Source organism: Streptomyces antarcticus, from assembly GCF_026627255.1.
Lineage (GTDB): Bacteria > Actinomycetota > Actinomycetes > Streptomycetales > Streptomycetaceae > Streptomyces > Streptomyces antarcticus.
In genome coordinates, this window is sequence record NZ_JAPNLM010000047.1 from 1 (window position 1) to 24,741 (window position 24,741).

Consider the following 24,741-nt stretch of genomic DNA (forward strand, 5'->3'; position numbering starts at 1 on the left):
CGGCATCCTCACCGAAGTCGACACCGGCAGCTTCGCCAGGAAGCAGTAGCCGACCGAGCACCGTGACCAGCAGCCCCGCCCCAGCCTCACCCGGAAATGGACATCAACTCGCGAACCGCCCTCTGAGGAAGTCCTCCACCCAGTCGGTCAGCGAGTCGAGTTCGTTCTCCCGCTCTTCGCCGTCCAGTTCCAGGATCGGCTTCGGCTCGGGTGGCATCACGGGGGCGGGCATTCCGGGAAGCCCCGGCATGGAGAAGCCGGCGAAGGGCATCGGAATCGGGTCGGGTGCGGCGGCCAGGCTGTCGAGCTGCCTGGCCTGCTGGGCCGACTGGTCCAGGAGCTTGCGGACGCTGGCCTCGATGCTCTCCAGGTCGGCTTCGGGAACGCGGATCGGATCCATCGGCTGGCCGTCGGGGCCGTCTATGGGTTCGAGCACGAAGGTCTCTCCTCGCAGCCGCATGCGGCACGTCGGAATTCGAAATAGGGGCTGGAGTTCAACCATCCACACATTCCCCGGTTTGGCTGACCGGGGATCGCGTGCTAAAAAGCCCCCGCGCGGCGGGGACAGAAAGACGAGATACCGACTCCTGCCCCCGCCGCGAGCGGGTGAGGCCTCAGGCGGAAAGGACGAAGTCGTCCTGGGAATGGGTCTGCTGGAGGGCTTCGGTGAGCCGGTCGGAGGCGATCTCGGCGTAGTGTTTGGTCTTCTCGACGCCGATGAAGTCCCGGCCCTCCAGCAGAGCGGCGACACCGGTGGAGCCCGATCCTGCGCAGAAATCGAGGACGGTGCCGCCCGGCGGGCTGATCTTGACGAGCTCGCGCATCACCTCGACCGGCTTCTGCGTGATGTGCTGCCGCTTTCGGCCCGCCGGCTGCGAGCCGGAGTACAGGCCCGGGAGGTAGACCTCGTTACGGGAGCCGTCCATGTCGCCGTTGGACCCCCAGACGATGAACTCGCAGTTCTGGGTGAACCGGCCCTTTTGCGGGCGGGCGGCCGGCTTGTGCCAGGCCAGCACCCCGCGCCATACCCAGCCGGCGGCCTGGATCGCGTCGGTGGTGATAGGCAGCTGACGCCAGTCGGTGAACAGCAGCGCCGTACCGCCCGGACGGGTTGCCCGCTGGGCTTCGGTCATGATCTGCGTCAGCCAGAACCCGTAGCTGCGCTGATCCATGTTCTCGCCGGTGAAGTCCGGCAGGACATGACCGGCGTCCGCGGAGGTGTACTTCTGCCGGGCCGTCCGGCTCGTACGCTCCTTCGCCGTCCGCCCGCCCGAGTTGTACGGCGGGTCGGTGATGACGGAGTCGACGCAGTTGTCCGGGAGGGTGGACAGGACGCTGAGGGCGTCGCCCTGATGCAGGGAGAAAGGCAAAGAGGTACCCCAATATCGGTTCGGGAGAGGCGAGGGTGGACTCCTACTCGCGGCAATGACATCGCCTGTCCGGATGCGGACACAGGTGTGCCATAGGGCCATAAGGCGGTTGTGCGAGGGGAGTTCCAAAACTGTAGGGCACGATCCCCGGTTGACCACGGTCGCCGCCAAAACCCTTGAAATAGAGCCTTGATCATCATTTTCTTGGTCAACCGGGGATCCGCACTTACTGTTTTGGAACTGCCCGGTGCACACAGCGCCGCTGGTCGTATTCCCCCGTCATGCCCACACGGAGGCACCCCCTTGTCCCGGCACACCTGATCCGCCCGGACGCCGTCGCGAGCGGCAACTCGCAGCAGCGTCCAGGCGCACAGCTCACCCATCACCCGGCCTGCCGCGCCCTTCTCACATCTCCACGGCACCGCGCGGCCGGGACTTCACACACCGAAGGACCCCCTATGCCCTCCCCACGCCCTCCCCTGCCTGAAATCCGGCCGCCGGCCCCGCCCGGCGAGCGCGGAGGCATCCCGGATTGAAGGCCGCAGCCGCCGCCATCGGCCTCCTGTGCCTCTCCCCTCTCGCCCTCGCCACCACCGTCTCCATGGCCGCGGCCGGAAGCGCCGCCGCCCGAAGCGCCCCCTGCACCCCAGGCGGCGCGAACGTCGATGCCTCCGCGGTCGCCAAGCAGGTTGCGGCGATCCTCGGCGGTCAGGGCGGCGACAGCTCGATCCGCGTCGAGGGCCTGGAACTGCCCGCCGAGCAGATCCCCCACGCCAAGACCATCGTCGCCACCGGCATCGCCCTGAAGGTCCCCGAGCGCGGACAGGTCATCGCGCTCGCCACCGCCATCCAGGAATCACGGCTGCGCAACCTCAACTCCGGCGACCGGGACTCGCTGGGCCTGTTCCAGCAGCGGCCCAGCCAGGGCTGGGGCACCCCCGAGCAGATCCGCGACCCCGTCTACGCCTCCACGAAGTTCTACAAGGGGCTGCTGGAGGTCAAGGGGTGGCACCAGATGACCATCACCCAAGCCGCCCAGGCCGTGCAGCTCTCCGGCTTCCCAAACGCGTACGCGCAGTGGGAGCCGCTGGCCCGGGCCCTGCAGCAGGCCATCGTCAAGACGCTGCCGAACGGCGGCATAGGCCAGGCAGGCCAGGAACCCGGCACCCCTCCGGGCGGCGCCGGAGGCTGCAAACCGGGCGAGGACGGCGCCGACTGGGGCTCCATCCCCGAAGGCACCGTCCCCACCGGGTACAAGATCCCGGCTGATGCCTCACCGAAGGCCCGTACCGCGATCGACTGGGCGATGCACCAGCTCGGCACCCTCTACCAGTGGGGCGGCACCTGCACGGCGCCGCGCGGCCCCGACCCCATGGGCCGCTGCGACTGCTCCAGCCTCATGCAGCAGGCCTACGCCAAGGCCGGTATCCAGCTCACCCGCACCACGTACACGCAGGTCAAGGAGGGTGACGCCGTACCGGCGAACGCCCTTAAGCCCGGTGACCTGCTCTTCACCCGTGGCACCGCCGCCGTCCCCGAGCACGTCGGCATGTACATCGGCGCCGGCCTGGTGATCAACGCGCCGCGCACAACGAAGCCGGTGCGGATCGAGAAGGTCGGCGACTGGCAGATCCTCGCCGTCCGCCGCATCCCCGCGCTCAGCAAGTAACCGCCCGCCGCCCGCAGAGGCGGGCCCGCGCCGGGCCTCTCTCCCGCGCCCCGAGCGCCCCTCTCCCTTTCCCCGCATACCCGCAGGGCCTCTTAGGCCTGCGCCGCAAGGAGCTTCGCCATACCCATTTCACTCGCAGACCGCGTCCTCTACCTCGCCTACGACCCCGGAATCACTCCAAAGGAGGGCGGTCTTCCCGGACTTTCCGTCCTGCGCAACGTCGTCAGCTCGATCAACCTCTTCGGCATCATCGCCGTCGTCGGCGCCCTGGCCGTATCGCTGGGCGTGTGGGCTTGGGGCCACCACAGCGGCGGCCACCAGGCCGAGGCCAACGGGAAGAAGGGCGCCGTCGTGTCCGCGGGCGCCGCCCTCGGCCTCGGCGCCGCCAACGGCATCGTGGCCTTCTTCTCCACCCTGGGGACGCAGGTCAACTAGTGCCGAAACGTTCCCTCTCCCCCCTGCACCGGGCCACCACGCACTGGTCGGCCGGCCGACGGATCCTCGTCGCCGCTGTGGTCATCACAGCGCTCCTCGGGGCCGCCGGGCTGACCGCCTGGTTCACCGCCCGCGGCGGCCACAGGAAGGCCGACGCCTCACCCGCGGCCCCTGCTCCGAGCTCGCCCGCCGGCACAGCCCCGAAGCCTCCCATCGGTACGGGCGCGGTCCCGGCCCCGCCGAAGCTGACCGACCCACTCGCCTACGCCCGGGCGGCGGCGGTGATGCTCTGGTCGTACGACACCCGCACCACCAGCCGTGACCAGCACCTCGCCGGCATGAACGCGTGGATGACCCGCGAGACGAAGTACACCGACTGGACGGCGATCTCCGGGCAGGTCCCGGACCCGGTGCTGTGGTCGCGCATGGCCGACAACGCCCAGTACGCCACCGCCGCCGTGGCCGAGGCCCACTTCCCCTCCGCGTTCAAGCAGGCCCTCGCCGAGAACCCGTCCGCGATCACCGAGGCGTACATCTACGCGGTCACCGTCACCGGCAAGCAGGCCATCGCCTGGAAGGGCGGCGGGGGCGGTGCCGAGGACCGCGCCGTCACCCTCGCCGTCCAGTGCCGCCCCAGCTCCGACTGCGCCCTGGTCTCCCTCGCTCCCAGCGTCGCCCCGTAACACGCCACTGAAGAAAAGGAGGTAAGCCTCCAGTGGACTTCTGCTCCATACCCCTCGCCAGCAAGCTGTGTTCCGCGGCCGACGCCATCGACTTCGTCAACGACCCGGGCAAGGCCATCACCGAGGGCATCGGCAACTGGATCGCCAAGTCGGCCGGCCAGTTCGCCGCAGCATCCGCCGACCTCGCAGCCGAGGCCGTCAACGCCACCACCAAGGTGGACCTGAGAGCCGGCTGGTTCGTCGACAACTACGAGCTGCTGCTGCCGATCGGCCTGACCATCCTGGTCGCAACATTCTGCGCCCAGCTCATCCGGGCCGCGATCCGGCGCGACGGCCAGGCCCTGACCCAGGCTTTCACCGGCACCGCCGGCGGCGTCATCTTCTGCTTCGTCGCCATCGCCGGCACCACCGTCGCCATCGAAGTCGTCGACGCGCTGTCCGACGGATTGTTCGCGGCAGCGCACACCTCGATTGAGGAGGCGGTGCGCCGCATGGTCAAGGCCAGTTCCGTCGCCTCGATGGTGCCGCTGGGATGGATGATCCCCGGCATCGTCGGCCTCGGGGCCGGCATCGGGGCCATCCTCTACTGGTGCGTGATGATGGTCCGCAAGGTCGGCATCCTCGTCCTGGTGACCCTGGCCGTCTTTGCCGGGGCCGGCGGCGGCTGGGAAGCTGCACGGCGCTGGCGCCGGGGCTGGATCGAAGCCACCGCCACTCTGGTCGTATCGAAGCTGCTGATGACGATCGTGTTCCTCCTGGGCATCTCCGCCCTCGGACAGACCCAGGCCAAGGACGGACTGGGCGCACTGGCTGACTGCCTCGCCGGAGTCGTGATCATGATGATGGTCCTGCTCTGCCCGTACGCCACCTTCAAGTTCGTGCACTGGGCGGCGGAGGGCACCGACGGCGAGTCGATCCACCGGGCCGGTGGCACCGGTGCGCAGATGGCAAAGCAGCACACCGAGCAGGCAGCCCGTAAGGCCGCCGCGATGGCCGCGACAGGCGGAGCCGGTGCCGCGGCCGGAGCCGGCGCAGCGCCGCAGGGCCCCGCCGGGTTCCCCGGTGACATCGCCGCCAACCCCACCGGCGGATCCGGGGGCGAGCAGAACGGTGCCCCGATGCCGTCTTCCGGCGGGGGTGCGGCGACCGACGCGCTGTCCAAGGCGGTTCAGCCTCCGCCGACCAGCGCGAGCCAGGACACCAGCGGCCAGCTCGGCGGAAGCTCCGGATCCTCCCCGTCCGGCACCTCCGGCTCTGGCGGTACGGGTCCCGTTCCCCGCAGTACCCAGGAAGGCCCGCCGCAGGGCGCGCCCGCGCAGGGCCCGGCCACCGCGAGCAGTCCCTTCGCGAGCGGGCCCTCGCCCACCGGTTCCTGACCTGACCCGTCCACGCCGCCCGGGCGGGACACGCCGCACCACGATGCCGTGTCCCGCCCGGGCTCCAACCCCCGTGCCTCGAAAGCGGATTCCGCCTTGTCTGACCTTGTCCTCCCCCTCACCATCAAATTCCCCCACAGGTCGCGGCGCGGCATCCTGCTCGGCCTGTCCCTGCCCCAGCTCACCCTCACCTCCACGGCCCTCGCCCTGCTCCTGGCCACCGTGGTGTCCACCGGCCTGGTTGGCGCCCTCGCACTGACCCCCCTGTGGGCCTCGGTCGCAGCCTTCGTCGTCATCCGGCGCCACGGCCGCTCCTTGATCGACTGGGCGCCGATCGTCCTGCGCTACGCCCAGCGCCGGCGCACCGGCCAGAGCCTGTGGCTGGCCCGCGCGGTGTCGAGGCCCCGTACCGACGGCATGCTCCACCTGCCCGGCACCGCCGCCTCGCTGCGCGTGGTCACGCCCTCCGGTTCGCAGGCCGCCGCCGTCCACGACCCCCATGCCCAGACTCTGACCGCCATCGCCCGCGTCTCCAGCAGGGCCTTCGCCCTCCTCGACCCCGCCACCCAGAACTCCAACGTGGCCGCCTGGGGCCGGGCCCTGGCCGGCATCGCCCGCAGCGGGCACATCGCCACCGTGCAGGTCCTGGAACGTACCGTCCCCGACTCCGGTGACACCCTGACTCGGCACTGGACCACCCACGGCCACCCCCAGGCCCCGGTCGCGGGGCAGGTGTACTCCGAACTCGTCTCCTCGGCCGGTCCGGCCGCCGCCCCGCATGAGAGCTACCTGGCGATCTCCCTGGACCTGAAGGCCGCCAAGCGGCTCATCTCCCAGGCCGGCGGCGGACTGCCCGGCGCCTTCACGGTGCTGGGCCAGACCACCGCGTCCGTCGCCCAGGCCGCGCGCGGCGCCGGACTGATGGTCACCGGCTGGCTCACCGCCCGCGAGATCGCCGCCGTGGTCCGCACTGCGTACGACCCCAAGGCCCTGGCCGGGCTGCAGCAGTGGTCCGAGCACGGCAGGGCCGAGGCCGAACCGGCCGCCGCGGGCCCGGTCGTCCAGGTTGAGGAGTACGACCGCGTCATCACCGACTCCGCCCGTCACGCCACCTACTGGGTGGAGAACTGGCCGCGGACCGAGACGACGTCCGGCTTCCTGCATGGGCTGATGTTCACCGCCGGCGTGCGCCGCTCCTTCTCCCTTATATACGTGCCCCAGGGACTCGAGTCCGCGCTGCGCGACGTGCAGCGCACCAAGGCCACGATCATCGCCGACGCCGCCGAGCGCCAGCGCCGCGGACAGGTCGACTCCGAGGCCGACTCCGTCGAGTACGGGGACGTCAAGGAACGCGAGCGCCAGCTGATCGCCGGGCACGCCGACGTCGCCCTCACCGGCCTGCTGACCGTCTCCGCAGAGACCGACGCCCAGCTCGACGCCGCGTGCGCGCAGATCGAGACCGCCGCCGTCAGCGCCCAGGTCGACCTGCGCCGCCTGATCTACCAGCAGCCCGAAGCCCTCACCCTCGCAGCGCTCCCCCTGGCCCGCACCGCCCTGTAGCCCGCCGGCACGGATCGGCCCCCACCCCCGGGAGTTTCCACACCCATGCACACCCTCGACCATGCCCGCCTGGCCATCGAACTCCAGGCCCTCATCGATGAGGCCCGCACGCTCAGGGCCGAACAACAGGCGGAGCTCGCTCCGTACCTGACCGCCGACGGCGACGTGAACGAGGACTATCTACGCGAATACGGCGACGCCCGCATCACCACGGCCATTGAGGCCGCCGACCGGCTCGACACCCTCCTCAACCAGCTCGGCCTACTCACCGGCCCGCCCGCGCGCCTGCCCTTCACCGTGACCATCGCCGGCCGCGAACGCCACGACGGCGAGCGGCCGTACAGCTTCGCCGTATACGCAACCGGCCTCGACGACGCCCTCCACACACTCCCCGAGCTGCCGACCTTCCAACGCTGGCTGCGCGACGTCGGCGGTCCGAGCACCGAGCCCGACGTGGCACTGGTGGCCGAGCAGTGCCACCCCGGGCTTCGCGCACCAGGCGAGTGCATCGACCTCCGCGCCGAGCAGGCCGCCCGTACCAACACACGCTCAAGCACGGTTCCTTCCCAGCCGGCCGTCCCGGGCGCTGCCCACCGCCCCCCGCACCGCCACCGCTGACCCACAGAAAGGCCCGCTTCTTGGCTCCCTACCTCACCGCTGTGAGCGACGCACACCCGTACCTGCGGGCCGCCACTGCCGGCATCCGCCACCACACCCGCCAGAGCGCAACCACCGGCGCTCCCGCCGACCGCACACACCTTGACGTCTTGCACGGCCACCTCACCGGGCTGCACCTGCTCCTGGACCGGCTCGCCGAGACCACCCGGCCGCAGCACCCGGCCGCCGGACGGCACCTCGCCTCGGCGCACCTGCGGCTGTGGCAGGCCGCAGCCGCAGTGCATGACGCCTTCCACACCCTCCCCGCCGCCGAGGCCACCGGCTCCGACACGGGCTGCCGTCCCGACCGGCTGCCCGAGGGACCGCCGGTCCTCACCATCTGCCAGCGCCAGCTCGCCTCCGGCCACGCCATCCGCCGCAAGACCACCCCCGCCGACCACGGCCCCCGCCCGGCACGTACCGCCTGAGGGCAGCCCCCGCAGAAACGATCCGCCCCCATGTCTCAGCACCGCCCCGGACGCCGCGCCCGCCGCGCGTCCGCCAGCCCCCTGTTCACCCCCCACGGCACCGACCGCAACACCCGCAAGGCCGCCCGCCGCCAGCTCGCCGAAGCTCAGGCCAAAGCCCGGGCGGAATCCACCTCCCCCTCCGGCGAACACGAGCCCGCCGAAGCGGCAATGCCGGCGTCGCTCTATCCCGCCGCCGGACGGCCCGGCGCCGCCTCGGCCCGCGGCAACAAGCTCCGGCTGCCCGCCCACCGCATGACCACCGCCGTCGCCGCCGGCGCCTATCCGTTCCTCGCCGAAGGCGGCCTGGGAGCCGACGGCATCTACATCGGCCGCGACGTCCACGCCGAAGCCGCCTTCGTCTTCGACCCGTTCACCCTGTACGGCAAAGTCGACGGGTTCACCAACCCGAACATCCTGCTCGCCGGCGTGATTGGCCAGGGCAAGTCCGCCTTGGCCAAGTCCTTCGCGCTGCGGTCGGTCGCCTTCGGATACCGCGTCTACGTGCCCTGCGACCCCAAGGGCGAATGGACGCCCGTCGCGCAGGCCCTCGGCGGCACCTCGATCGCGCTCGGCCCCGGCCTGCCCGGCCGCCTCAACCCCCTGGACGCCGCCCCACGGCCCCCGTCCGTAACGGAGGCCGACTGGGCGGGCGAGGTCCGAAAGCGCCGCCTGCTCCTTCTCGGCTCCCTCGCCCGCACCGTCCTGGGCCGCGACCTCATGCCGATGGAACACACCGCCCTCGACATCACCCTCGACGGCGTCGTCAAGGCCGCAGCCGCGGCGGGCCGGACCCCGCTCCTGGGCGACATCGCCCACACCCTGGCCCAGCCCGCCCTCCTCGACCAGGCAGCCGGCACCGTCTCCGGCCACCTCGGAGAGGCAGCCCGCGACCTCGCGCACGCCATGCGCCGCCTCGTCCACGGTGACCTGGCCGGCATGTTCGACGCCCCCTCCACCGTCGCCTTCGACCCGGACACCCCGATGCTCTCCATCGACCTGTCCCGCCTCGGCGGATCCGGCGACGACACCGCACTCGTCCTCGCCATGACCTGCGCCTCCGCCTGGATGGAGTCCGCCCTCACCGACCCGCGCGGCGGGCGAAGGTGGATCGTCTACGACGAGGCATGGCGCCTGATGCGCCACCCCGCCCTGCTGCAACGCATGCAGTCCCAGTGGAAGCTCTCCCGCGGCCTCGGCATCGCCAACCTCATGGTCATCCACCGGCTGTCCGACCTACTGACCGCCGGTGACGCCGGATCCCAGGGCCGCGCCCTGGCCGAAGGACTCCTCGCGGACTGCAGCACCCGCATCATCTACCGCCAGGAAACCGACCAGGTCCACGCAGCCGCCACCCTGCTCGGCCTCACCTCCGTAGAGACCGAAGCGATCTCCCACCTCACCCGCGGACGCGGCCTCTGGAAGGTCGCCGGCAGGTCCTTCATCGTCCAGCACCTGCTCCACCCCGCCGAACAAACCCTGTTCGATACCGATTCCCGCATGCACTGAAAGGCCGCTAGTTGCTGCTCTACAAGGACGACGTCTATCCCGAGGATCTGCGCTTTACCAACCCTGATTTTCTACGCCGGTTCTCGCGGACCGTCGACCAGCACGCCGAGAGGCTGCCACAGGGTGGTGACCTCGTTCGGGGCGCAGGGCTTCTCCACTGCGTCGACCGCATCGACGAGGCGATCTCCTACATCACGTGGTGCTTGGAGGAAGTCACCACCGAAGTGAACCTCTGCTACAACGGCAAGACCAAGCGGCCTCCGGTCGATGGGCATGACCGGCGCGCTGTGGCTGTCAGTCAGTGCGCTGTTCCGTTGGGCACCGCCCTGACCCGTCTGGTCAAGGCCATCGACCGTCTCAGCGCCTTCTACCCGGTCCTCGGCTCAAGGGCGGCCGATGCGGATATCCCCATTCCCGATGACCTTCTGCGCCCGCTCCGTCGAGAGCTGGCCGGCGCGCGCACCGCAATGCGAAAGACAGCCAAGCAGCTTCGGAGCAACGCCGACCAGCTGGACCACCCCGTCACCAACGGTGTGCAACTCGCAGCGGACGCCTGATGACACCCCACGGGGAACCCCAAGCCCCGGCACCTCTGCCGGACCACCGAAACGTCCATGACCCCCGATGGCAGGAGGTGTGGGCCAGGTACGCCCGCCTGACCACCCCGCTACGCGAGCGCGGCATGACCTGCGATGTTCAGTACGGGATGAGCGCCTGGCTCGTCTACGCCTGGCCACCGGGCCACGACTCCGTTGTCATCATCGGAGCACAAGGCGGATGGCTGGCCACACACGAGGCTCCCGCCGAGGACAGGACCTCGATGACGGTCCTCTACGACTCCACCGCGTCGACTGAACCCCTTGATCTTCTCAACATCGGCCCACTGCTCTCCGCGATCGACGCACTTCTCGCACGGCTCCCCCGCGCCCCGTCGACACCCGCAACCGCCGGCGTGCACGTGGCCGAGGTCCCCGCCCCTCCGCCCGCCGTACGCGGCACCCGCAGCCGCAGCCGCTGATCACCGCCCCCGTCCCCGCCCTTCAGGAAGGTGTCCCGTGCACCACCCCGTCAGCATCCACATAGGACTGCATGCCGCCGGACCGATGTCCCTGCCCCTTACCGACCCGGTGCAACGCGTTCTGTGGTCAAGGGGGTTCGCCTACTGCTCCCGGCTGGACGCGTACACCGCGCCGGTCTCCTTGCCCGTCGAGCAGCAGGAGCACCTCGTGCACCAGGCCGTGCACGCGCTCCAGCCGCTCGGGCTTCCTGTAGCCCACCTTCACCACCCCGCGGTCGCCGCATGACCATTCGCTCCTTCATCGCCCGGCCCACAGACGCCGACGGATACGACGGCATCCACGTCCATCAAGACGGGATCCCCAGCAACTGCCTTCCCCTCCTGCTAACCGCCTACCGGCACAGGTTCAACGGCGACCTGGAGGCCATGTCCCGGCACCTTGTCGACGACGTGGCCGTCAGATGGGATGAGCTGGGCACTGACCTCCTCGACCACGCTCCCAAGGAGCTGGTCCTCGCCCTCACCGGCGGCGAGACCTGGCCAAGCAGCCAGCCCAAGAACCTCTTCACCCTGGACGGCTCGCCCCCGCGGCGGATGACCGTCACCCCCGAAGCCACAGACGAGCTGGAGTGGGGCTACGTGCTGCACCCGTACGGCGTCGAGGTCATCAGCCTGGACGAACATCATCGCGGTCCCGTAGTCGGGTGGGCGACAGACCCCCTGTCCCACTTCAGCGACCACCCGGCGATGTGGCTGCCGACTGGGCCTGTCCCGGGCCGTCCGCCCCGGGCCTCGGCGAACCTGTCGACCACCCCGGTCGCTGCGAGCGCATCCGTCCCGGCCTCCCCGTCCCGCTCCACGCGCCGCTGATCTACAAGGAGTCTTTCTGCCCGGCCAGTTCGTCGTGGGCACGCACCCTCAGTACGGGTACGTCGCCTCCGCGCAAGGAATCCCCCACCACATCAGCCAGTGGTACCTGACCCGTCTCGGGTTCCAACCGCTGCACGGTCTGCACGGCGTCTACCTCCTGCCGGCCCCCACTCATGAGGGGCCCCGGCGGACCCGCCAGGCCGTCGAGAGCCTGCGCCGCAGTGGCTACAAGGTCCACGCCGACTACTCCCTCGACCCCGCCAATACACCGTCCGCGCGGGCGGCGGCCCCGGTCCAGGACCCGCGTACCTGGTACCGGACCGGAATCTCGCAGGCCGCCGCCACCGCCTCGCCCCAGTACGCGACCGCACGGGCCTGGGGATCCAGGCCACCGCAGACCTCGCCCGCACCTCTCTCACCGAGCGCAACCACCCACGTGAGCCGCACCCGCTGATTCGACAAGGACCCGTTCCACCCATGCCCCCCACCGTCCACAACCGCCCCGGCAGCAGCGAGCTGCGTCTGCGGGCCCGCCGGGAGGCCGCGAGGTTTCTGCGCGGCCTGCCCGTGCCCGCTGACCCCGCCGCGCCCTTGCGTGCCTGCACCGAAGCCATGTCCCAGGCCTCGACACCCGCCGAGATCCACGCTCTGACCGAGCTGGCCGCCGGTGGCGAGGATGCCGGGCTGATCGCGCTGCGGAACCTGCTGCGCGCCGCCGGCGCCCGCTGCCGGGAGCAGGGCGAAGTCCAGCTCGCTACCCGCTACGAGCGCACAGGTGACCTGCTCGATATCGCCGACCGGACCCTCTTCCAGCTCGGTGTCGACCTGCTGGCCAGTGCCTACGACGCCGGGCCGGACATAGCCAATCCCCCTCCGGCCTCGGTCGGCTGCGACGAGGGAGCGTCCACCTGAAGTCCTCCGAGATCACCCTCTACACCAGCCACCATCACGGCATCGTCGCCCTGGTCTCCGGCGAATCCTTCCGCTGGGCCCGCACCGCCCTTCAACTCGCCGGATTCGAGAAGGACAGTGACGGCAACTACGTCATGCCGCTGATCGACGCCGACCGTGCCCGCCAGGCCCTGGCCGCCCTCGCAGAGACCTCACGCTCATGCCAGAGCACCGTCACCGCGGCCGACCAGCGCTACATCGGCGACTTCGCGCTCGATGTCAGCAAGCACCTGCCCGGCCAGTGGAAGGTGCAGGTCGAGAACTATCCGCACCCGGCGGCGCAGGGCGACCTCTTCTCATACCTGTGGACGACCGGCCCCAACCTCCGCTTCCTGGAGAACCGGCGGATACCAGCTGCTGCCATCCTGCAGGCCGAGGACGGGGCCGAACTCGCCATCGTCTACAACGCCCGCCACCGCGTGTACGACATCGGGATGCTCGTCCCGAAGGACATGTACCTGGACGAGAACGTCACGCCGCCGCCCGTGATCACCGTGCACCCGGCCCCCGTCCCCGCGGCCCGGAAGATCGTCTCCAGCCTGCTGGCCGACTACCACCGGGCCGTCTTCGAGATGCAGTTGAACCACCTGGGCGATGACCTGGCCTGGGCGCAGGAGGAGTTCGAGCCCGGTACCGTCCAGGACCCTCCCCAGCGCGACCTGGCCAAGGCCTTCGACCGCTTCACCTCCATCGCGCCGCACATCATCGCCTCCCTGCGTACCAGCGACGCCCACGCATTTGACGCGCACGAGAAGGCGTTCCTGGAGGACATGGAGGCCGCGTTCGGCCAGCCGGTCCCGGGCGCCGACGACGCGGGGAAGGCACGAGAGAACCCGAGCCTCGATCTGCTGTCGATGTGGATGAGCGAGGGCGAAGGTCTGGTCGAACTTGCCCGGGCCGCCGTCCGCACCGCACCCGCGCAGACCACCCTCGGCCTCGTCCGTCCTCTGGGCGCACCCGGAGTGCTTCCCTCTCCGCCCTCGCGGGCCGGCGCCGCCCTCAACCGCCGATAGACCACTGGAGCCGCTATTTCCCTCCCCTCGACGCCGCCTCCGCACGAGGCGATCAACGCCCTGACCGGCTGGGCCATCCAGTTCTCGGTCATCACGCTCCGCTGCGAGACGGCCCTGGACCTCTTGCGCAACCGCCACGGCGACATAGGCGACGGCCAGGCGGTCCAGGCCGCCGAGGCCGACCGCAACCGGGAACTCGCCGGCCTCTTCGTCGGCCTCCGGCCCCACCTCACCACGCTGATCGCCCACGCGCGCGCCGGTGTCGAGGCCATACCTCCCGCCCGCCACCACGGCCGCTGGCATCTGCTGATCTCCGACCTCGCCCACGCAGCAGAGGTCGCCGAACAGATCCTGGACGAGCACCCCGACGGCCGGGACACCACCACTCGCGACGCACAGCTGTGGCCCTACCTGCAGACCTGGGGCGAGCACGACCAACTCCTGCGTGACCTGGCCCTCCAGCCGGCCAATCCACCGCCCCCGGGGCCGCGGCTCACGGGGGAGGAGCAGAAGTGGTGGACCACCCGGGCCCGCGCGGCCCGCAGCCGTGATCTGCTCCAGCCCCAGGAGTCGCGGTACGACGCCACAGGCCGCCAGCTCACCGTCGCCCTGATCCCGTACCCGGACGAGGACGAAGAGGTCGTCCTGATCCTCGCCGGGGACATCGACAGCCCGCACATGCAGGTTTTGGGCTGCTACGACACCGACGACGAAGCCATCCGGGACCTCCCGCCAGCGGTCCCGCCCGGGGTGCTCTTCCCCGACGGACAAGCGCCGGTACCCACCGCGCCCACCAGACTTCCCCTCGCCCAACTGACTCGCGACGTCATCGACGCGCAGCACAGCGGCGACGTCGCCGAGGCGATCTCCTACGTCACCGATCGGCCACCCCACGCTCCCGCCGGTCACATCGCCCAGCTCACGGAGTTCCTCGACACCTGCGCCACCTGGGCGGCCGCGCTGGACACCCGGGCCGGGCACGAGATCGCCGTCCGCCTGCGGATGCTCTCGGCCCAGACCGGTCACCTGCTCCAGGACCTCACGCACGTCGGAGAGCAGCTGGAGGAAGCCGTGGCCGTCCTGCCACCGCACCGCACCCCCTCCCCCCGGCATCTGCCCACGCCCCGCCCACCAGCCCTCGCCACCACGCCCGTGGCGGCAGCGCCTCCGGTCAGCACCACCTCCGCGCACCGCCGATAGCGACCGGCCCGGCTCCCACTCCCCGCACGCCTTCTGACGGAAAGCCCTGCCCTGTTGACCCTGGCCGATCACCCGACCACCACCCCACCGCCCGCCACGTACGGCGCCGTCCTGGGCAGCCGGCATGTCCTGCGCCTGCTCGGCGGCACCCTGACCGGACGCCTGCCCAACGGCATGGTCCCCGTCGGACTCGTCCTGTGGATCACCGGAGGTGGAGGGTCGCTGGCCTTCGCCGGACTGCTCGCCGCGCTGTACGGGCTGGCGTCCGGGCTGTCCCAGCCGGTCAAGGGCAGGCTGATGGACCGCTACGGACAGACCCGCGTGTCGGCCCCGGCGGTGCTGCTGAACTCCGGCTGCCTGGCCGCGCTCCCCTTGATCGGAGCCGGCGGGCATCCGGCCGCGGTGACCGCGGTGGTGGGGTTCGCGGGCCTGGTCACGGCGCCGCTGGAGGCCGGCCTGCGGGCGTTGTGGCCGACCGTCGTGCCCGATCTCGGTCGGCGCCGAGTCGTCCAGGCTCTCGACACCGGCTCGCAAGGACTCCTCTACATCGCAGGCCCCCTGCTCGCCTCCTGGCTGGCCACAGCGCACGGGCCCGACACCGCCCTGACCGCGACCGCCGCACTCGGGCTCGTGGGCACGGCGGTCGTCCTGACCGCCGCACCGTCACGGACCTGGCGTCCTGCCATCGCAGACGGGTCTGCGGGAAGCGGGCGCTTGATGGGAGCCGGTCTGGTCCTGCTGTGCACCGCGTTGGCGGGAACGGGCTTCGCGCTCGGCGCGATGACCGTGTGGGCCGCGGACATGGCCAGCACCCACGGGCTGGCCATGCTCTCCGGGGTGCTCCCCGCCGCGTTCTCCACTGGCAGCTTCCTCGGAGGCCTGGTCTACGCCCGCCGGGCGTGGCCCGGCACGACCGCCACCCAACTCATCACCACCAGCGCACTGTTCCTCCTCGGCTGGGTTCCGCTCCTGGCCCAGCCCGAACCCCGGACCGCCATCGCCCTCGCGGTCGTCCCGGGACTCTTCCTCACCCTGATCATCACCAACGGCTTCCACACCGTTGACTCCCTCGCCCCCGCCTCCCGCACCACCGAGGCGTACGCCTGGCTGATCCTGTCGGTCGGCACCGGCCAGGCCGCAGGGACCGCGCTCGCCGGAGCCCTCGCCGAGCGCCCGCACGTACTCGCCGGGCTCCCCGCCGCCGGAGCCGCCACCTCGCTGGCCATCCTCACCCTCGCCCGCCGAAAGCTCGGCCCCGGCCGTCGGCTCGGCCGCCACCGGCGCCCCCGCCAGGCCCAACACCCCAACTCACCTGCATCCGAAGGAGATTCACGCATGGCCGTACGAACCGAATGGAAGATCGTCCACAGCTGTGGACACGAGATCACGCACAACCTGTCGGACCGTCCCGCCGACAAGCGGGCAGGGTTCGCCCGCTGGCTCGGCGGGCGGGACTGCTCCGACTGCTGGAAGACCGCCCGTGACTCCGACACCGTCGCCAAGGAGGAATGGCTCGCCGCGAAGCGCGCCGAGGAGCAGCAGGCCGCGCGCGCCTGGACGCAGCAGTTCGACATGCCGCCGCTGGAGGGCCCGGAGCGGGCGCTGGCCTGGGGTGAGCGTTCCCGCTACCAGCTGGTGACCAGCGCTTACACCGCCCTCGTCGCCGAGGGATCCTGGGACGAGGCGGACTGGTCCGCTCTGGAGGAGAGGATCCGTGCGGTGACCCGGGCCGGCTGGTGGATCGACCAGCGTGATGCCGAGGGCACGGACCTTCCCGAGCTGCTGGACGCGGCCACGGCCGATGACCGTGGGACGGAGAACCCGTTCCGGTAGCCGGGGCGGGGCCCATATATAGCCGACGATCCCCGGTCAGCCAAACCGGGGATTCTCCAGACCATTGAAGTACTTCACCAGCCGCTACCTGCGGCACTTTCGTGGAAGGACTTCTGCCGTGCCCGACGCCAGCCGCGCCGCGTTCATACCCGCCGATGCGATCACCCCCGAGCGGGACATCACCCACGAACACTTCGCCCCCGGCGACCGGATCGTGGTCATCAAGGGTGTGGACGACGGCGCCCTGTGGGGAGACGCGATGACGGTGGTCACCCCGTCCTGGCACACCCCGACGAACGAGGACGGGTGGCGCCTGCGGAACCCGGAGGGAGGCGCCCTCAGTTTCATCACCGGACACCCTCGCTACCTCGTCCACCTCTCCCAGCACTGCCCCGACTGCCTGATCTACCAGCGGGCCCTGCAGGACTACCTGGTGCCGAAGTTCCCCGGGGGCGAGTCCGTCGATGTGGGCTGGTACTCGATCACCGAGCTGAACCAGCTCGTCCACGTCACCGACGGCCGGGCCGGCAGCCGATGATCCCCGCGGTGCACGGGCTGAGCACGTCCTGCGTGGACGGGCTTGCCGAGGCGCTGGGCCGGCCCGTCAGCGACCAGGAGGGTCTGACCACCGAGGGCACGATCGTCGCCCACTGGTCCGACCTCGACTTCTTCACCGACGAGGACCGGATCTGGACCTCGGCCGAGTGGGCCCAGCACCTCGACGACCCGCACAGGCAGCATCCGTTCGCCGCCACCTACCGGGGCGACCGTCGCGTCATCCTCCATGTCAGCGTTCGCCTGCACCCCAAGGACCGGGAGCTCACTCCCGCCGAATGGTCCGAGGTCGGCAACCGGCTCGCGCGCGTCGCAGGTATCGCACCGCCCGGCGACCGGCATTCCGGCCGCTGGATCGCTGTTCGAGACCAGTCCCACCGTCTCGACCTGCTGGCCAATCTGATCCGCGAGGACGGCGTCCGCGCGGCCGTGCCCAGGAAAATCCATCACGTCCTGGCCGCGGAATGTCGGCGTATCGAAGCAGACCTCGGCCTTCTCTCCCCCCGAGAGCACCACGTCAGCCCCTTCAAAGCCAACATGTTGGCCGCCGCCACGCAGCCCACCACCGAGCGCCTCGACCCCAGCATCGTGGCGCACCTGTCCGACGAGGCGGACCGGCACCTCGCCGCCGCGCGCCGCCTCATGGAGAAGGCAGGTCAGCATCTCGGCGCCCCGGTCGCAAGCCCTTCCCCACATCTCCCCGCCGGCTTCCCGGCGCCCGGTTCCCCCCGGGGCCGCTGACTGGCCTCTCCCTTGCAGAAAGCATTCTCTTCTTGGCCCTTGCCCACCGTGTCCTGACCATCCGGCGCGATCCGCACTCCGGTGAAGTCCTCGCCCGTGGAGGCGATCCGGAAGCCCACAGCGTTCTCCAGCGCACCAGGTTCATCCCCGTGGTCCGCCGCCACGAGACCTACCACCGCCTGCCCACCGGCCTCGACCAGGACGAGGAAATCCGCCTCGCCACCCGGGCCGTGGCCCACCTGCAAGCCGTCGGCTACGACCTCGACACCGACCCCGTCTTCGCCACCGAGCGACGCGAACCCCATTACCTCACCCTCGGCGACCAGGTCTCACACCTTGCGACCCGGATCCGGGAAGCCGAGAGCACCGAAGAGGTCGCCGACGCCCTGACGGAATTGACCGCCACCCACGACGGCATCCTCCCGGCCCTCGCCGAAATCCTGGCCGCCACAGCCGAGTTCCTCCAGGACCTCGGGCATCCCGCAGACCCGCACACGGCCGTCCGGCTGCGCCACCTGGCCGACGAGCGCCTTCACGTCCTCGTCTCCGATCTGCGGCACGTCCGAAACGATCTCGCCGACCGGCAGGCCGTACACCCTCACCGATCCCCGTGCCCACAGGAAGTCGCCGGTGACGAGCGCGAGAAGTCGGCTTCCTGTCCCTGTCCCGCGCCCGCCCGCATCCCCACCACGCCCAGCGCACCGGCTGCCGCTCCGCCCGCCCCGGCCGGCCGCCGCCGTTGACCGCCCCGATCCCGCCCGAGGAACCCATGCCCGACCACGATCCTGAAGAGCTCGACTCTTTCGCCGCCATCCTCACCCAGCTCCTGCCCGGTACCTGGACCCGGGAACTGCGCCAGCACACCGCCCACGACGACCAGTTCTTCCTCACCGCCGACGTGTGGGACATGAACCGCGTCGCCGACGCCCTCGCCCAGCACCCCCTGAAGCAGGACGTCATCCTCACCCGCGACGACGGCCGGCGCCTGTTCCTCATGGACCACCCCCGCTATGAAGACGAGTTCCTCGTCGCAGCCATGGCCCCCGCAAGCACCCACGCTGAGGCGTTTCGTGGGGTCGTGGAGCCGGACGGAATCACGATCACCGGCGACCCCGAGCAGGCCGCCGACACCATCGCCACCCAGCTCCTGCCCCGCTACGAGTCCGCCCTCGCCCAGGTCCAGGACAACGCCGCCCGCATCGCCCGCGCCTCCGCCCAGCCCGACACCCTGGTGCTGACCTGGACCGAGACCGGAGACCTCACCACCACCACCGAGGACCCGGACGTGGCGAAGATCCTCACCGAGCACGGCTTCGTCCACGGCCCCGACAGCACCTTGTACTCCCTCTCCGGCGACGACACCGCCGAGCAGGCTCGAGCCGTCCGAGCAGCCGGCGCCCAGCTGACCGCGCTCGGCACCGGTCTCGCCCTGCGGCACGCACCCCAGCGGGTACCACTGGGCACCACTGCGGTCGCCGCCCCGCACTCCGCACCACGTACGGTCCGCGCACGGTGAGCACACCCGACGGCCTCGCCGCCTTCGGCGAAGCGCTCGCCGCCCGTCTGCCCGGTACCTGGAATAGCACGGATAGCCTCAACCCCGCTTACCAGGACCGGTTCTTGACCCTGGACACACCCTGGGATGCGGGGCATGCGGGATACGTCGCAACCAACTTCCCGCTCGCCCGTGAGGTCTTCCTGCGCCGGGCCGACGGCGCCCACTTCCTGATCTTCGACCGCCTCCGGCATCCGCGCCAGTTCCTGATCTGCGCTCTGGAGCCGGACCTCCACCACGATGCCTTCTACGGGGTTGCCGAGCCCAACGGAATCGCGATCTCCTGCGACCCGCCACGTGCGGCGTCGCAGATCGCCCGCCGCCTGCTGCCCCTCTACGACGAGGCGCTTCTCCAGGTCCGGCGTCAAGCCGTCCGTCCGGTTCCTCGCCGTGCCGCCCCTGCCCTGGCCGTCGGAATGGTGAGCATGGCCTGGCACCCCGACGGCAGCGTCGGCGCCGTCACCGGAGTCCCCGAAGCCACCGCCGTTCTCTACGCCGTGGGATTCCAGTACAGCCCCTACCACCAGCAGTACCTCCTGCCTGCGTCGTACGGGGACCGCCAACAGATCGCGCGCATCCAGGTCGCCTCACAGCGACTGGCCCGGCTCGGCGTCGGCATCACCATGCGTCCGGCCCACCCACTCCCGAAGCCCTCCGTGCTGCCCGTGCGCCCGCCGGCCCCCGTCACCTCCTCGGTAGCCCGCTGATCCACCCACCACCGCAAGGAGCTCCCCATGGGCAATCTGGCCGATGAATCCGGCACCGACATCGAGATCTACCGCCGAGCCCTCAACCCCGACACCATCCACATCGTCAGCCGCAGCAACGCCCCCGAGGAGCTCTTGGTGCTCCTCGACAGCGCAGGCCTGGAACGCAAGACCGACGGCCCCGCCTACGTCTGGCACGAAACCCCTGAAGGCCTGAGCGAACAGGCCCAGAAACAGCTCGCCACCCGCGCGGTGCTCCCACTCCTCCTCGCCGACTACGTGGTCAACATCGACCCGGACGTGTACGACGTGACCGCTTGGGCTCAGGAGATGGCCAAGCACCGCACGCGACAGGCTAAAGCCCAGGCCGGACTGGCTACCGCAGTACCGCCGCAGGGGGCACCCGGCTCCCCACCTCGTTCTCGCTAACCACACCGTCCCCGGCCCTCCCGGGCCGGGGACGGCTCCGGCCCGACCCACCTGGAGCATCACGATCCAGCAGACCCCCAACCGACTACCGCCGATCTCCCCCGCCCGGCGCCCGCGCCTGGCCGTCTTCCTCCTGCGCCGCTACCTGCGCGCCGTGACCGCCGGAACCCCGGCCGGCACACCCCCGCTCGTCCCGGCCCATCCGGCCACACGGTCACGTCCCGAGGCAGAGCAGCTGGCCCCGACCATCCCTGGAGGAGCATGACCGTCTACGACCCCGAAGCCCTGGCCCGCCAGATCGCACAGCAGATCGCGGAGCTCAACGAGCACCTGATCGTGGCCTCGCCCCAGCAAGCCGCCCGCATCCTGGGCCAGGTCCTCGACCCCGAAGAAGGCGTCCTCGGATCGCTGACCACATTGGTGGCCACCGGATCACGCTTCGCGCAGGGCCGGGCCCTCACCGGAGTTCTACCGCCCGAAGTGTGGCTCGCCCTCGGCCGCGCCGCGAACGAACTGCACGACATCGCCCTCGACCTCGACGACCACGCAGAGGACATCCACCGGCTCACCCAGAGCCCGCCGACCACCGTGCTCCCGCCTGCCCCGTCGGCGCTCGTCGCCAGGAGGCACCGGTGAAGAAGACCTGGACAGGCTGGGGACCGACCGCCGACCAGCCCCAGCAGCACTACCTGGTCGAGCCCCGCCACCTCGGCGGCGGCGGCGACCTCCGCTTCGTCGCCGAGTACCTGCGCGCCTCCGGCTGGAAGGACATCTCCCGCACAGGCGGCCCGATCGTCTTCGACAGCCCCGACCGCTCCGTACGGGTCGGTTTCGACCCCACGGCGATGCCCGGCGGCTGGACCATCTCCGGCCAGGCCGTCGGGCAGCAGCCCGCCTGGCACGCCACGTTCACCACCGCCGTGCCGATCGAGATCGTCGCCGGGTTCACCGACACCCTGACCCAACCGCGCTCAGCCCACGCCCCGAACGTGTGGGCACCGCTGGAGGAGAACGGGTGGGAAACCGAACGCGGACAGCACTTCACCGCCGTCTCCCCGGACCGAAACGCCTGGCTGCAGTACCACCAGAACGAACCCGGCCAGGCGCACTGGTGGGCCGGCGCCCGCACCGAACACGGCCGCGCCTGGGACGCCGTCTTCACCCCCACGACGCCAATGCACCTCATCCAGGGATTCTCTGCCGCGCTCGCCGACCCGACCCCGGTCATGCGCCCCCGCGGCAGCGTCCCGGCAAGTAAGTGGATCCGCACCACCTCAGTATCCGTACGCCCCTCCGAACTCGGGGGCTGGCAGCAGGCCCGGATCACCGCCGCCCGCGCCGCCACCTGGGCCCGCAACTCCTGGGCCGCCAACCGCCCCCGCCAGCACACTCCCGCCAACCCCTACACGGCAACCGGCACGACCAAGACCCGCCGCTGACCCATCCAGCCCACGCCACTACAACCGAGGAGCCCCATGACCGCACCCGTCACCGTCCCCACCCCGGAACAGATCGAGCAGGCCACCGACACCCTGGCCCAGCTCGTGGACTACCTGCGGACCGAGCCGCCCACCGCCGACGTCCTGCCGCTGCTGACACCCCTCCTCGACGAGGACGACGGCATCCCCATGCTGCTGTCCGACGTCCTGCGCGCCGCCGCCCGAGCCGTCGCCACCCACGCCGAGCCGTACAGCAGCGACGTCAACTCGGTGGTCACCACCCTTCGGGAAGCAGCCACCGAGATCATGCAGTGGCACAGCCTGCACTGGGAGGTCCGCCGCCTGGCCCGCGCCACCGCCACCACGCCTGAGGCGACGCCCTGAACCAGCGGCCCTTCATCTCCACCCGCGCCGACGAACCGCACAACAGGATCTGGTTCGAGACCAGCCCCCGCCACCTCGCCGGCCGCGGCGACCCCCGCCACATCACCCAAGCCCTACGAGCAGCCGGATGGTCCAACCACTCCGCCCCCGACTACCCGCACGTGATCCTGGCCAGCCCCGACCAACGCTACGCCCTGGCCCTGGAGCCGGAGCCCGAGTCGTACTCCAAGTGGTGGCGGATCAGCAGCACCAGCGACGACGAGAACTGGTACTCCCAATTCGGCGGCAACACACCCGTGGAAATCCTCGCCGGATTCACCGACGCCCTCCTCACTCCCCCACCCGAGACCACCCCCGACGTGTGGTCCATCCTCACCACCGCGGGCTGGACCTACGAACGGGACGAGCGCGGACACGAGCTCGCCGAACACCCCGACGGCATCATGCAACTACGCCGATGGAACACAGCACGCAACTGGAACCCCGGTTGGAACGCGGCCGCACTCCTCTCCGACGGCCTGGGCGGGCTCGAAGCGGTGTGGGAGGCCGATCTCGGCAACGCCCCGCATCTCGTCGCCGCGTTCGCCACCGCGCTGGTCGATCCCGCTCCCGTCGCACGGGCCGAGTTCGACGTCCCGCACAGCGGCCTCGTCACCCAGAAGCCGGGCGGCCGCCAGGCGGACGACCTCGCGAAAGAACACACCGCGCGCCTGACCCGTGCCCGGGCCACCGCCGTACGCCGGCGGACCACCCTCACCACCCAACCCGTCACCAGCCCGACCCCGGCGGCGCCTGCCGCCGCCGGGCCCCGCCGCTGACACGGGCACCAACCGGTCCCTCAAGGAGCCGTCCCCCTGTCCATCACCGAACGGCAGCTCGCCGCCTTCGCCCACGACCACGAGAACAACCTCGGCTCGGCCATCACCCCGCGCTACCTCGCCGACGCCGGAGACCCCCGCCACGTCACCCACGCGCTGCGGGCACGCGGATGGAATCTGAACTCCGACCCGCTGCACCCAGCGATCCGCATGACCAGCCCCGACCACTCCTTCCGTCTCGACCTCACCCCGACGCCCAGCGCCTTTCACCGCTGGTGGCGCATCGACAACAACTACGGTCCCGGCTTCTGGTACGCCACGTTCAACGGCGACACCCCCGCCGAGATCGTCGCCGGCCTCACCGACGCACTCATCCGGCCCGAGCCCGAAGAACCCGCCCCCACGGTGGCCGACGTCCTCACCGGCCGCGGCTGGGAGCACACCACGTCCGAGACCGGCTCGCAGAAGCTGACCTCCCCCGACGCCATCGTCCAGGTGGAGCTGTACGCATCGCCTTCCCTGGGCGTCATGGGCTGGGAGATCGAGGCCGCCCACCACCACGGTGAGCACGGCCCGGAGCAACGCCTTTGGCGGGCCCACCTCGACTCGGCGACCCCCGCCCACCTGCTGGCAGCCGTCGCCGAGGCCATCTCCAACCCCGCGCCGGTCCTGCGCGCCCGATTCAAGATCAACGACAGTGCGCACCTCACGCAGGGCGTGGAGTTCGCGATCGGCGCCGAGGTCGTCGGCGCACACAAGCAGCGTCTGGCCGAGGCCCGCCGCCACCGTCCCAAGCCTCACCTCACCACCACCGCGATGGCTGCGCCCCCGATCCCGAGTACCACCTCACCGGCCCGGCCCGCCCGGTAGCCGCCGGCCACGAACCCCCCTTCCCCGAAGGCCCCCGTGATGAACCCCGACCCCCACGCCGGGTACCAACTCCTCCTGCGCCAGCTCGCCCTCTACCTCCGCGAGGCGGAGCAGATCCTCACTGCCTGGGACACCTACTCCGACGAGCACAGCCACCCTGACGGCTGGCCGCACGACGAGAGGGCCTACGGGTTTCGCCAGGCCCAGCGCGACGCCGACACGTGGCGGTCCTTCAACCGGATCCGCTCCGGAGCCAAGGACCTGGTCGCCACAGCCGAGGTCCAGCTGCAGAAGCTTCCGGAGCGGAGCATCCACCACCACTGGGCCTGGCAGATCGGTGCTCTCCGCACCGCCCAAGAACGGATCGGCGCCCTGCAGAGCGAGTGGCTCGACTTCCGCGCCAGTCTGCCGGAGTCCGTACGGCCCGGGGTCGAGGAGTACGACGGGCCGCTCGCCGAGCGGAACGCCGAGGCCTGGCACTACCTGGACGAATGGTCCCTCCACGGCCAGGCCGTCCTCGATATCCACAGCGCTCTGCGGCGCAGTCAGTCCCGGCCGGCCACTGCCCCCGTCACCGCGCTACCTGGCCGGGACGCCAACCCGGCAAGGCCCCGCCGGTAGGCGCCCTCCAC

At 70.8% G+C, this 24,741-nt stretch carries 31 protein-coding genes and 1 pseudogene; 30 read left to right on the forward strand and 2 right to left on the reverse strand.

The window, feature by feature from the left end; all coding sequences use genetic code 11:
- Positions 1-103 precede the first annotated feature (103 nt).
- Together OTB16_RS37005 and OTB16_RS37010 are read right to left on the reverse strand one after the other, a co-directional pair.
- The gene (locus tag OTB16_RS37005; protein WP_267727011.1) at positions 104-436 is read right to left on the reverse strand and encodes a hypothetical protein; all 333 of its coding nucleotides are present in this window, start codon (positions 434-436) and stop codon (positions 104-106) included.
- Positions 437-614: 178 nt separating this feature from the next.
- On the reverse strand, positions 615-1,370 hold the full coding sequence (locus OTB16_RS37010; RefSeq protein WP_267727013.1) for a DNA-methyltransferase: 756 nt from the start codon (positions 1,368-1,370) through the stop codon (positions 615-617).
- Between the two features lie 532 nt (positions 1,371-1,902).
- Between OTB16_RS37010 and OTB16_RS37015 the strand changes: the two genes are divergently transcribed.
- From OTB16_RS37015 to OTB16_RS37160, 30 genes and pseudogenes are all read left to right on the forward strand, one after another.
- Entirely contained in the window at positions 1,903-3,039 is a 1,137-nt protein-coding gene (locus tag OTB16_RS37015; protein ID WP_267727015.1) for a C40 family peptidase, read from the forward strand.
- Positions 3,040-3,159: 120 nt separating this feature from the next.
- The gene (locus tag OTB16_RS37020) at positions 3,160-3,474 is read left to right on the forward strand and encodes a DUF6112 family protein (protein ID WP_267727071.1); all 315 of its coding nucleotides are present in this window, start codon (positions 3,160-3,162) and stop codon (positions 3,472-3,474) included.
- Positions 3,474-4,157, forward strand: a complete 684-nt coding sequence (locus OTB16_RS37025) for a hypothetical protein (RefSeq protein ID WP_267727017.1) — start codon at positions 3,474-3,476, stop codon at positions 4,155-4,157. The genes OTB16_RS37020 and OTB16_RS37025 overlap by 1 nt, the downstream gene beginning before the upstream one ends.
- 32 nt (positions 4,158-4,189) lie before the next feature.
- Positions 4,190-5,533: an SCO6881 family protein gene (locus OTB16_RS37030; protein WP_267727019.1), complete on the forward strand. Its 1,344-nt coding sequence runs from the start codon at positions 4,190-4,192 to the stop codon at positions 5,531-5,533.
- A gap of 96 nt (positions 5,534-5,629) precedes the next feature.
- The gene (locus OTB16_RS37035) at positions 5,630-7,093 is read left to right on the forward strand and encodes an SCO6880 family protein (RefSeq protein ID WP_267727021.1); all 1,464 of its coding nucleotides are present in this window, start codon (positions 5,630-5,632) and stop codon (positions 7,091-7,093) included.
- Positions 7,094-7,138: 45 nt separating this feature from the next.
- Positions 7,139-7,711: a hypothetical protein gene (locus tag OTB16_RS37040; protein WP_267727023.1), complete on the forward strand. Its 573-nt coding sequence runs from the start codon at positions 7,139-7,141 to the stop codon at positions 7,709-7,711.
- Between the two features lie 41 nt (positions 7,712-7,752).
- Positions 7,753-8,178 carry a DUF6238 family protein gene (locus tag OTB16_RS37045; protein WP_267727025.1) on the forward strand — a complete coding sequence of 142 codons (426 nt, stop codon included), beginning with the start codon at positions 7,753-7,755 and terminating at the stop codon, positions 8,176-8,178.
- 30 nt (positions 8,179-8,208) lie between these two features.
- Positions 8,209-9,726, forward strand: a complete 1,518-nt coding sequence (locus OTB16_RS37050; RefSeq protein ID WP_267727027.1) for a VirB4 family type IV secretion system protein — start codon at positions 8,209-8,211, stop codon at positions 9,724-9,726.
- A gap of 11 nt (positions 9,727-9,737) precedes the next feature.
- Positions 9,738-10,283, forward strand: coding sequence for a hypothetical protein (locus OTB16_RS37055; protein WP_267727029.1), 546 nt, complete (start codon positions 9,738-9,740; stop codon positions 10,281-10,283).
- 125 nt (positions 10,284-10,408) lie between these two features.
- Positions 10,409-10,744, forward strand: coding sequence for a hypothetical protein (locus tag OTB16_RS37060; RefSeq protein WP_267727030.1), 336 nt, complete (start codon positions 10,409-10,411; stop codon positions 10,742-10,744).
- 37 nt (positions 10,745-10,781) lie between these two features.
- Positions 10,782-11,030 (forward strand): hypothetical protein, encoded by a 249-nt coding sequence (locus tag OTB16_RS37065; protein WP_267727031.1) that lies wholly within the window; start codon positions 10,782-10,784, stop codon positions 11,028-11,030.
- Positions 11,027-11,614 carry a hypothetical protein gene (locus tag OTB16_RS37070; RefSeq protein ID WP_267727032.1) on the forward strand — a complete coding sequence of 196 codons (588 nt, stop codon included), beginning with the start codon at positions 11,027-11,029 and terminating at the stop codon, positions 11,612-11,614. Before OTB16_RS37065 ends, OTB16_RS37070 begins: the two co-directional genes overlap by 4 nt.
- 34 nt (positions 11,615-11,648) lie before the next feature.
- Positions 11,649-12,068, forward strand: coding sequence for a hypothetical protein (locus OTB16_RS37075; RefSeq protein WP_267727034.1), 420 nt, complete (start codon positions 11,649-11,651; stop codon positions 12,066-12,068).
- 23 nt (positions 12,069-12,091) lie between these two features.
- Positions 12,092-12,526 (forward strand): hypothetical protein, encoded by a 435-nt coding sequence (locus OTB16_RS37080; protein WP_267727036.1) that lies wholly within the window; start codon positions 12,092-12,094, stop codon positions 12,524-12,526.
- 134 nt (positions 12,527-12,660) lie between these two features.
- Positions 12,661-13,578, forward strand: coding sequence for a hypothetical protein (locus OTB16_RS37085; protein WP_267727038.1), 918 nt, complete (start codon positions 12,661-12,663; stop codon positions 13,576-13,578).
- A 123-nt stretch (positions 13,579-13,701) separates the two neighbouring features.
- Positions 13,702-14,778, forward strand: a complete 1,077-nt coding sequence (locus tag OTB16_RS37090; protein ID WP_267727040.1) for a hypothetical protein — start codon at positions 13,702-13,704, stop codon at positions 14,776-14,778.
- Between the two features lie 174 nt (positions 14,779-14,952).
- Positions 14,953-15,726 (forward strand): annotated as a pseudogene (locus OTB16_RS39770) (MFS transporter); the annotation flags it as partial.
- Positions 15,727-16,113: 387 nt separating this feature from the next.
- On the forward strand, positions 16,114-16,611 hold the full coding sequence (locus OTB16_RS39775; RefSeq protein ID WP_267727072.1) for a hypothetical protein: 498 nt from the start codon (positions 16,114-16,116) through the stop codon (positions 16,609-16,611).
- 118 nt (positions 16,612-16,729) lie between these two features.
- Positions 16,730-17,149: a hypothetical protein gene (locus OTB16_RS37105; protein WP_267727041.1), complete on the forward strand. Its 420-nt coding sequence runs from the start codon at positions 16,730-16,732 to the stop codon at positions 17,147-17,149.
- 8 nt (positions 17,150-17,157) lie between these two features.
- On the forward strand, positions 17,158-17,907 hold the full coding sequence (locus OTB16_RS37110) for a hypothetical protein (RefSeq protein WP_267727043.1): 750 nt from the start codon (positions 17,158-17,160) through the stop codon (positions 17,905-17,907).
- A gap of 32 nt (positions 17,908-17,939) precedes the next feature.
- Positions 17,940-18,650, forward strand: coding sequence for a hypothetical protein (locus OTB16_RS37115; protein WP_267727045.1), 711 nt, complete (start codon positions 17,940-17,942; stop codon positions 18,648-18,650).
- Between the two features lie 26 nt (positions 18,651-18,676).
- A complete protein-coding gene (locus OTB16_RS37120; RefSeq protein WP_267727047.1) occupies positions 18,677-19,423 on the forward strand; it encodes a hypothetical protein in 747 nt (248 codons plus the stop codon).
- Entirely contained in the window at positions 19,420-20,169 is a 750-nt protein-coding gene (locus tag OTB16_RS37125) for a hypothetical protein (RefSeq protein ID WP_267727048.1), read from the forward strand. The genes OTB16_RS37120 and OTB16_RS37125 overlap by 4 nt, the downstream gene beginning before the upstream one ends.
- Before the next feature lie 27 nt (positions 20,170-20,196).
- Positions 20,197-20,598, forward strand: a complete 402-nt coding sequence (locus OTB16_RS37130) for a hypothetical protein (protein ID WP_267727049.1) — start codon at positions 20,197-20,199, stop codon at positions 20,596-20,598.
- Between the two features lie 261 nt (positions 20,599-20,859).
- Positions 20,860-21,234, forward strand: a complete 375-nt coding sequence (locus OTB16_RS37135; protein WP_267727050.1) for a hypothetical protein — start codon at positions 20,860-20,862, stop codon at positions 21,232-21,234.
- Positions 21,231-22,037: an SPDY domain-containing protein gene (locus tag OTB16_RS37140; protein WP_267727052.1), complete on the forward strand. Its 807-nt coding sequence runs from the start codon at positions 21,231-21,233 to the stop codon at positions 22,035-22,037. Before OTB16_RS37135 ends, OTB16_RS37140 begins: the two co-directional genes overlap by 4 nt.
- Before the next feature lie 36 nt (positions 22,038-22,073).
- Positions 22,074-22,421, forward strand: coding sequence for a hypothetical protein (locus OTB16_RS37145; protein WP_267727053.1), 348 nt, complete (start codon positions 22,074-22,076; stop codon positions 22,419-22,421).
- Positions 22,422-22,582: 161 nt separating this feature from the next.
- Complete coding sequence (locus OTB16_RS37150) at positions 22,583-23,239, forward strand: SPDY domain-containing protein (protein WP_267727055.1); 657 nt, start codon at positions 22,583-22,585, stop codon at positions 23,237-23,239.
- Between the two features lie 210 nt (positions 23,240-23,449).
- Entirely contained in the window at positions 23,450-24,109 is a 660-nt protein-coding gene (locus OTB16_RS37155; RefSeq protein WP_267727056.1) for an SPDY domain-containing protein, read from the forward strand.
- 39 nt (positions 24,110-24,148) lie between these two features.
- Positions 24,149-24,730 (forward strand): hypothetical protein, encoded by a 582-nt coding sequence (locus OTB16_RS37160; protein ID WP_267727058.1) that lies wholly within the window; start codon positions 24,149-24,151, stop codon positions 24,728-24,730.
- Positions 24,731-24,741: the final 11 nt, after the last annotated feature.

Coding starts and splice junctions, on each gene's coding strand:
- OTB16_RS37040 (WP_267727023.1), top strand. CDS start 7,139: ATGCACACCCTCGACCATGCCCGCCTGGCCATCGAACTCCAGGCCCTC.
- OTB16_RS37050 (WP_267727027.1), top strand. CDS start 8,209: ATGTCTCAGCACCGCCCCGGACGCCGCGCCCGCCGCGCGTCCGCCAGC.
- OTB16_RS37060 (WP_267727030.1), top strand. CDS start 10,409: ATGACCTGCGATGTTCAGTACGGGATGAGCGCCTGGCTCGTCTACGCC.
- OTB16_RS37070 (WP_267727032.1), top strand. CDS start 11,027: ATGACCATTCGCTCCTTCATCGCCCGGCCCACAGACGCCGACGGATAC.
- OTB16_RS37080 (WP_267727036.1), top strand. CDS start 12,092: ATGCCCCCCACCGTCCACAACCGCCCCGGCAGCAGCGAGCTGCGTCTG.
- OTB16_RS37085 (WP_267727038.1), top strand. CDS start 12,661: ATGCCGCTGATCGACGCCGACCGTGCCCGCCAGGCCCTGGCCGCCCTC.
- OTB16_RS39775 (WP_267727072.1), top strand. CDS start 16,114: ATGGCCGTACGAACCGAATGGAAGATCGTCCACAGCTGTGGACACGAG.
- OTB16_RS37120 (WP_267727047.1), top strand. CDS start 18,677: ATGCCCGACCACGATCCTGAAGAGCTCGACTCTTTCGCCGCCATCCTC.
- OTB16_RS37130 (WP_267727049.1), top strand. CDS start 20,197: ATGGGCAATCTGGCCGATGAATCCGGCACCGACATCGAGATCTACCGC.
- OTB16_RS37135 (WP_267727050.1), top strand. CDS start 20,860: ATGACCGTCTACGACCCCGAAGCCCTGGCCCGCCAGATCGCACAGCAG.
- OTB16_RS37145 (WP_267727053.1), top strand. CDS start 22,074: ATGACCGCACCCGTCACCGTCCCCACCCCGGAACAGATCGAGCAGGCC.
- OTB16_RS37155 (WP_267727056.1), top strand. CDS start 23,450: ATGACCAGCCCCGACCACTCCTTCCGTCTCGACCTCACCCCGACGCCC.
- OTB16_RS37160 (WP_267727058.1), top strand. CDS start 24,149: ATGAACCCCGACCCCCACGCCGGGTACCAACTCCTCCTGCGCCAGCTC.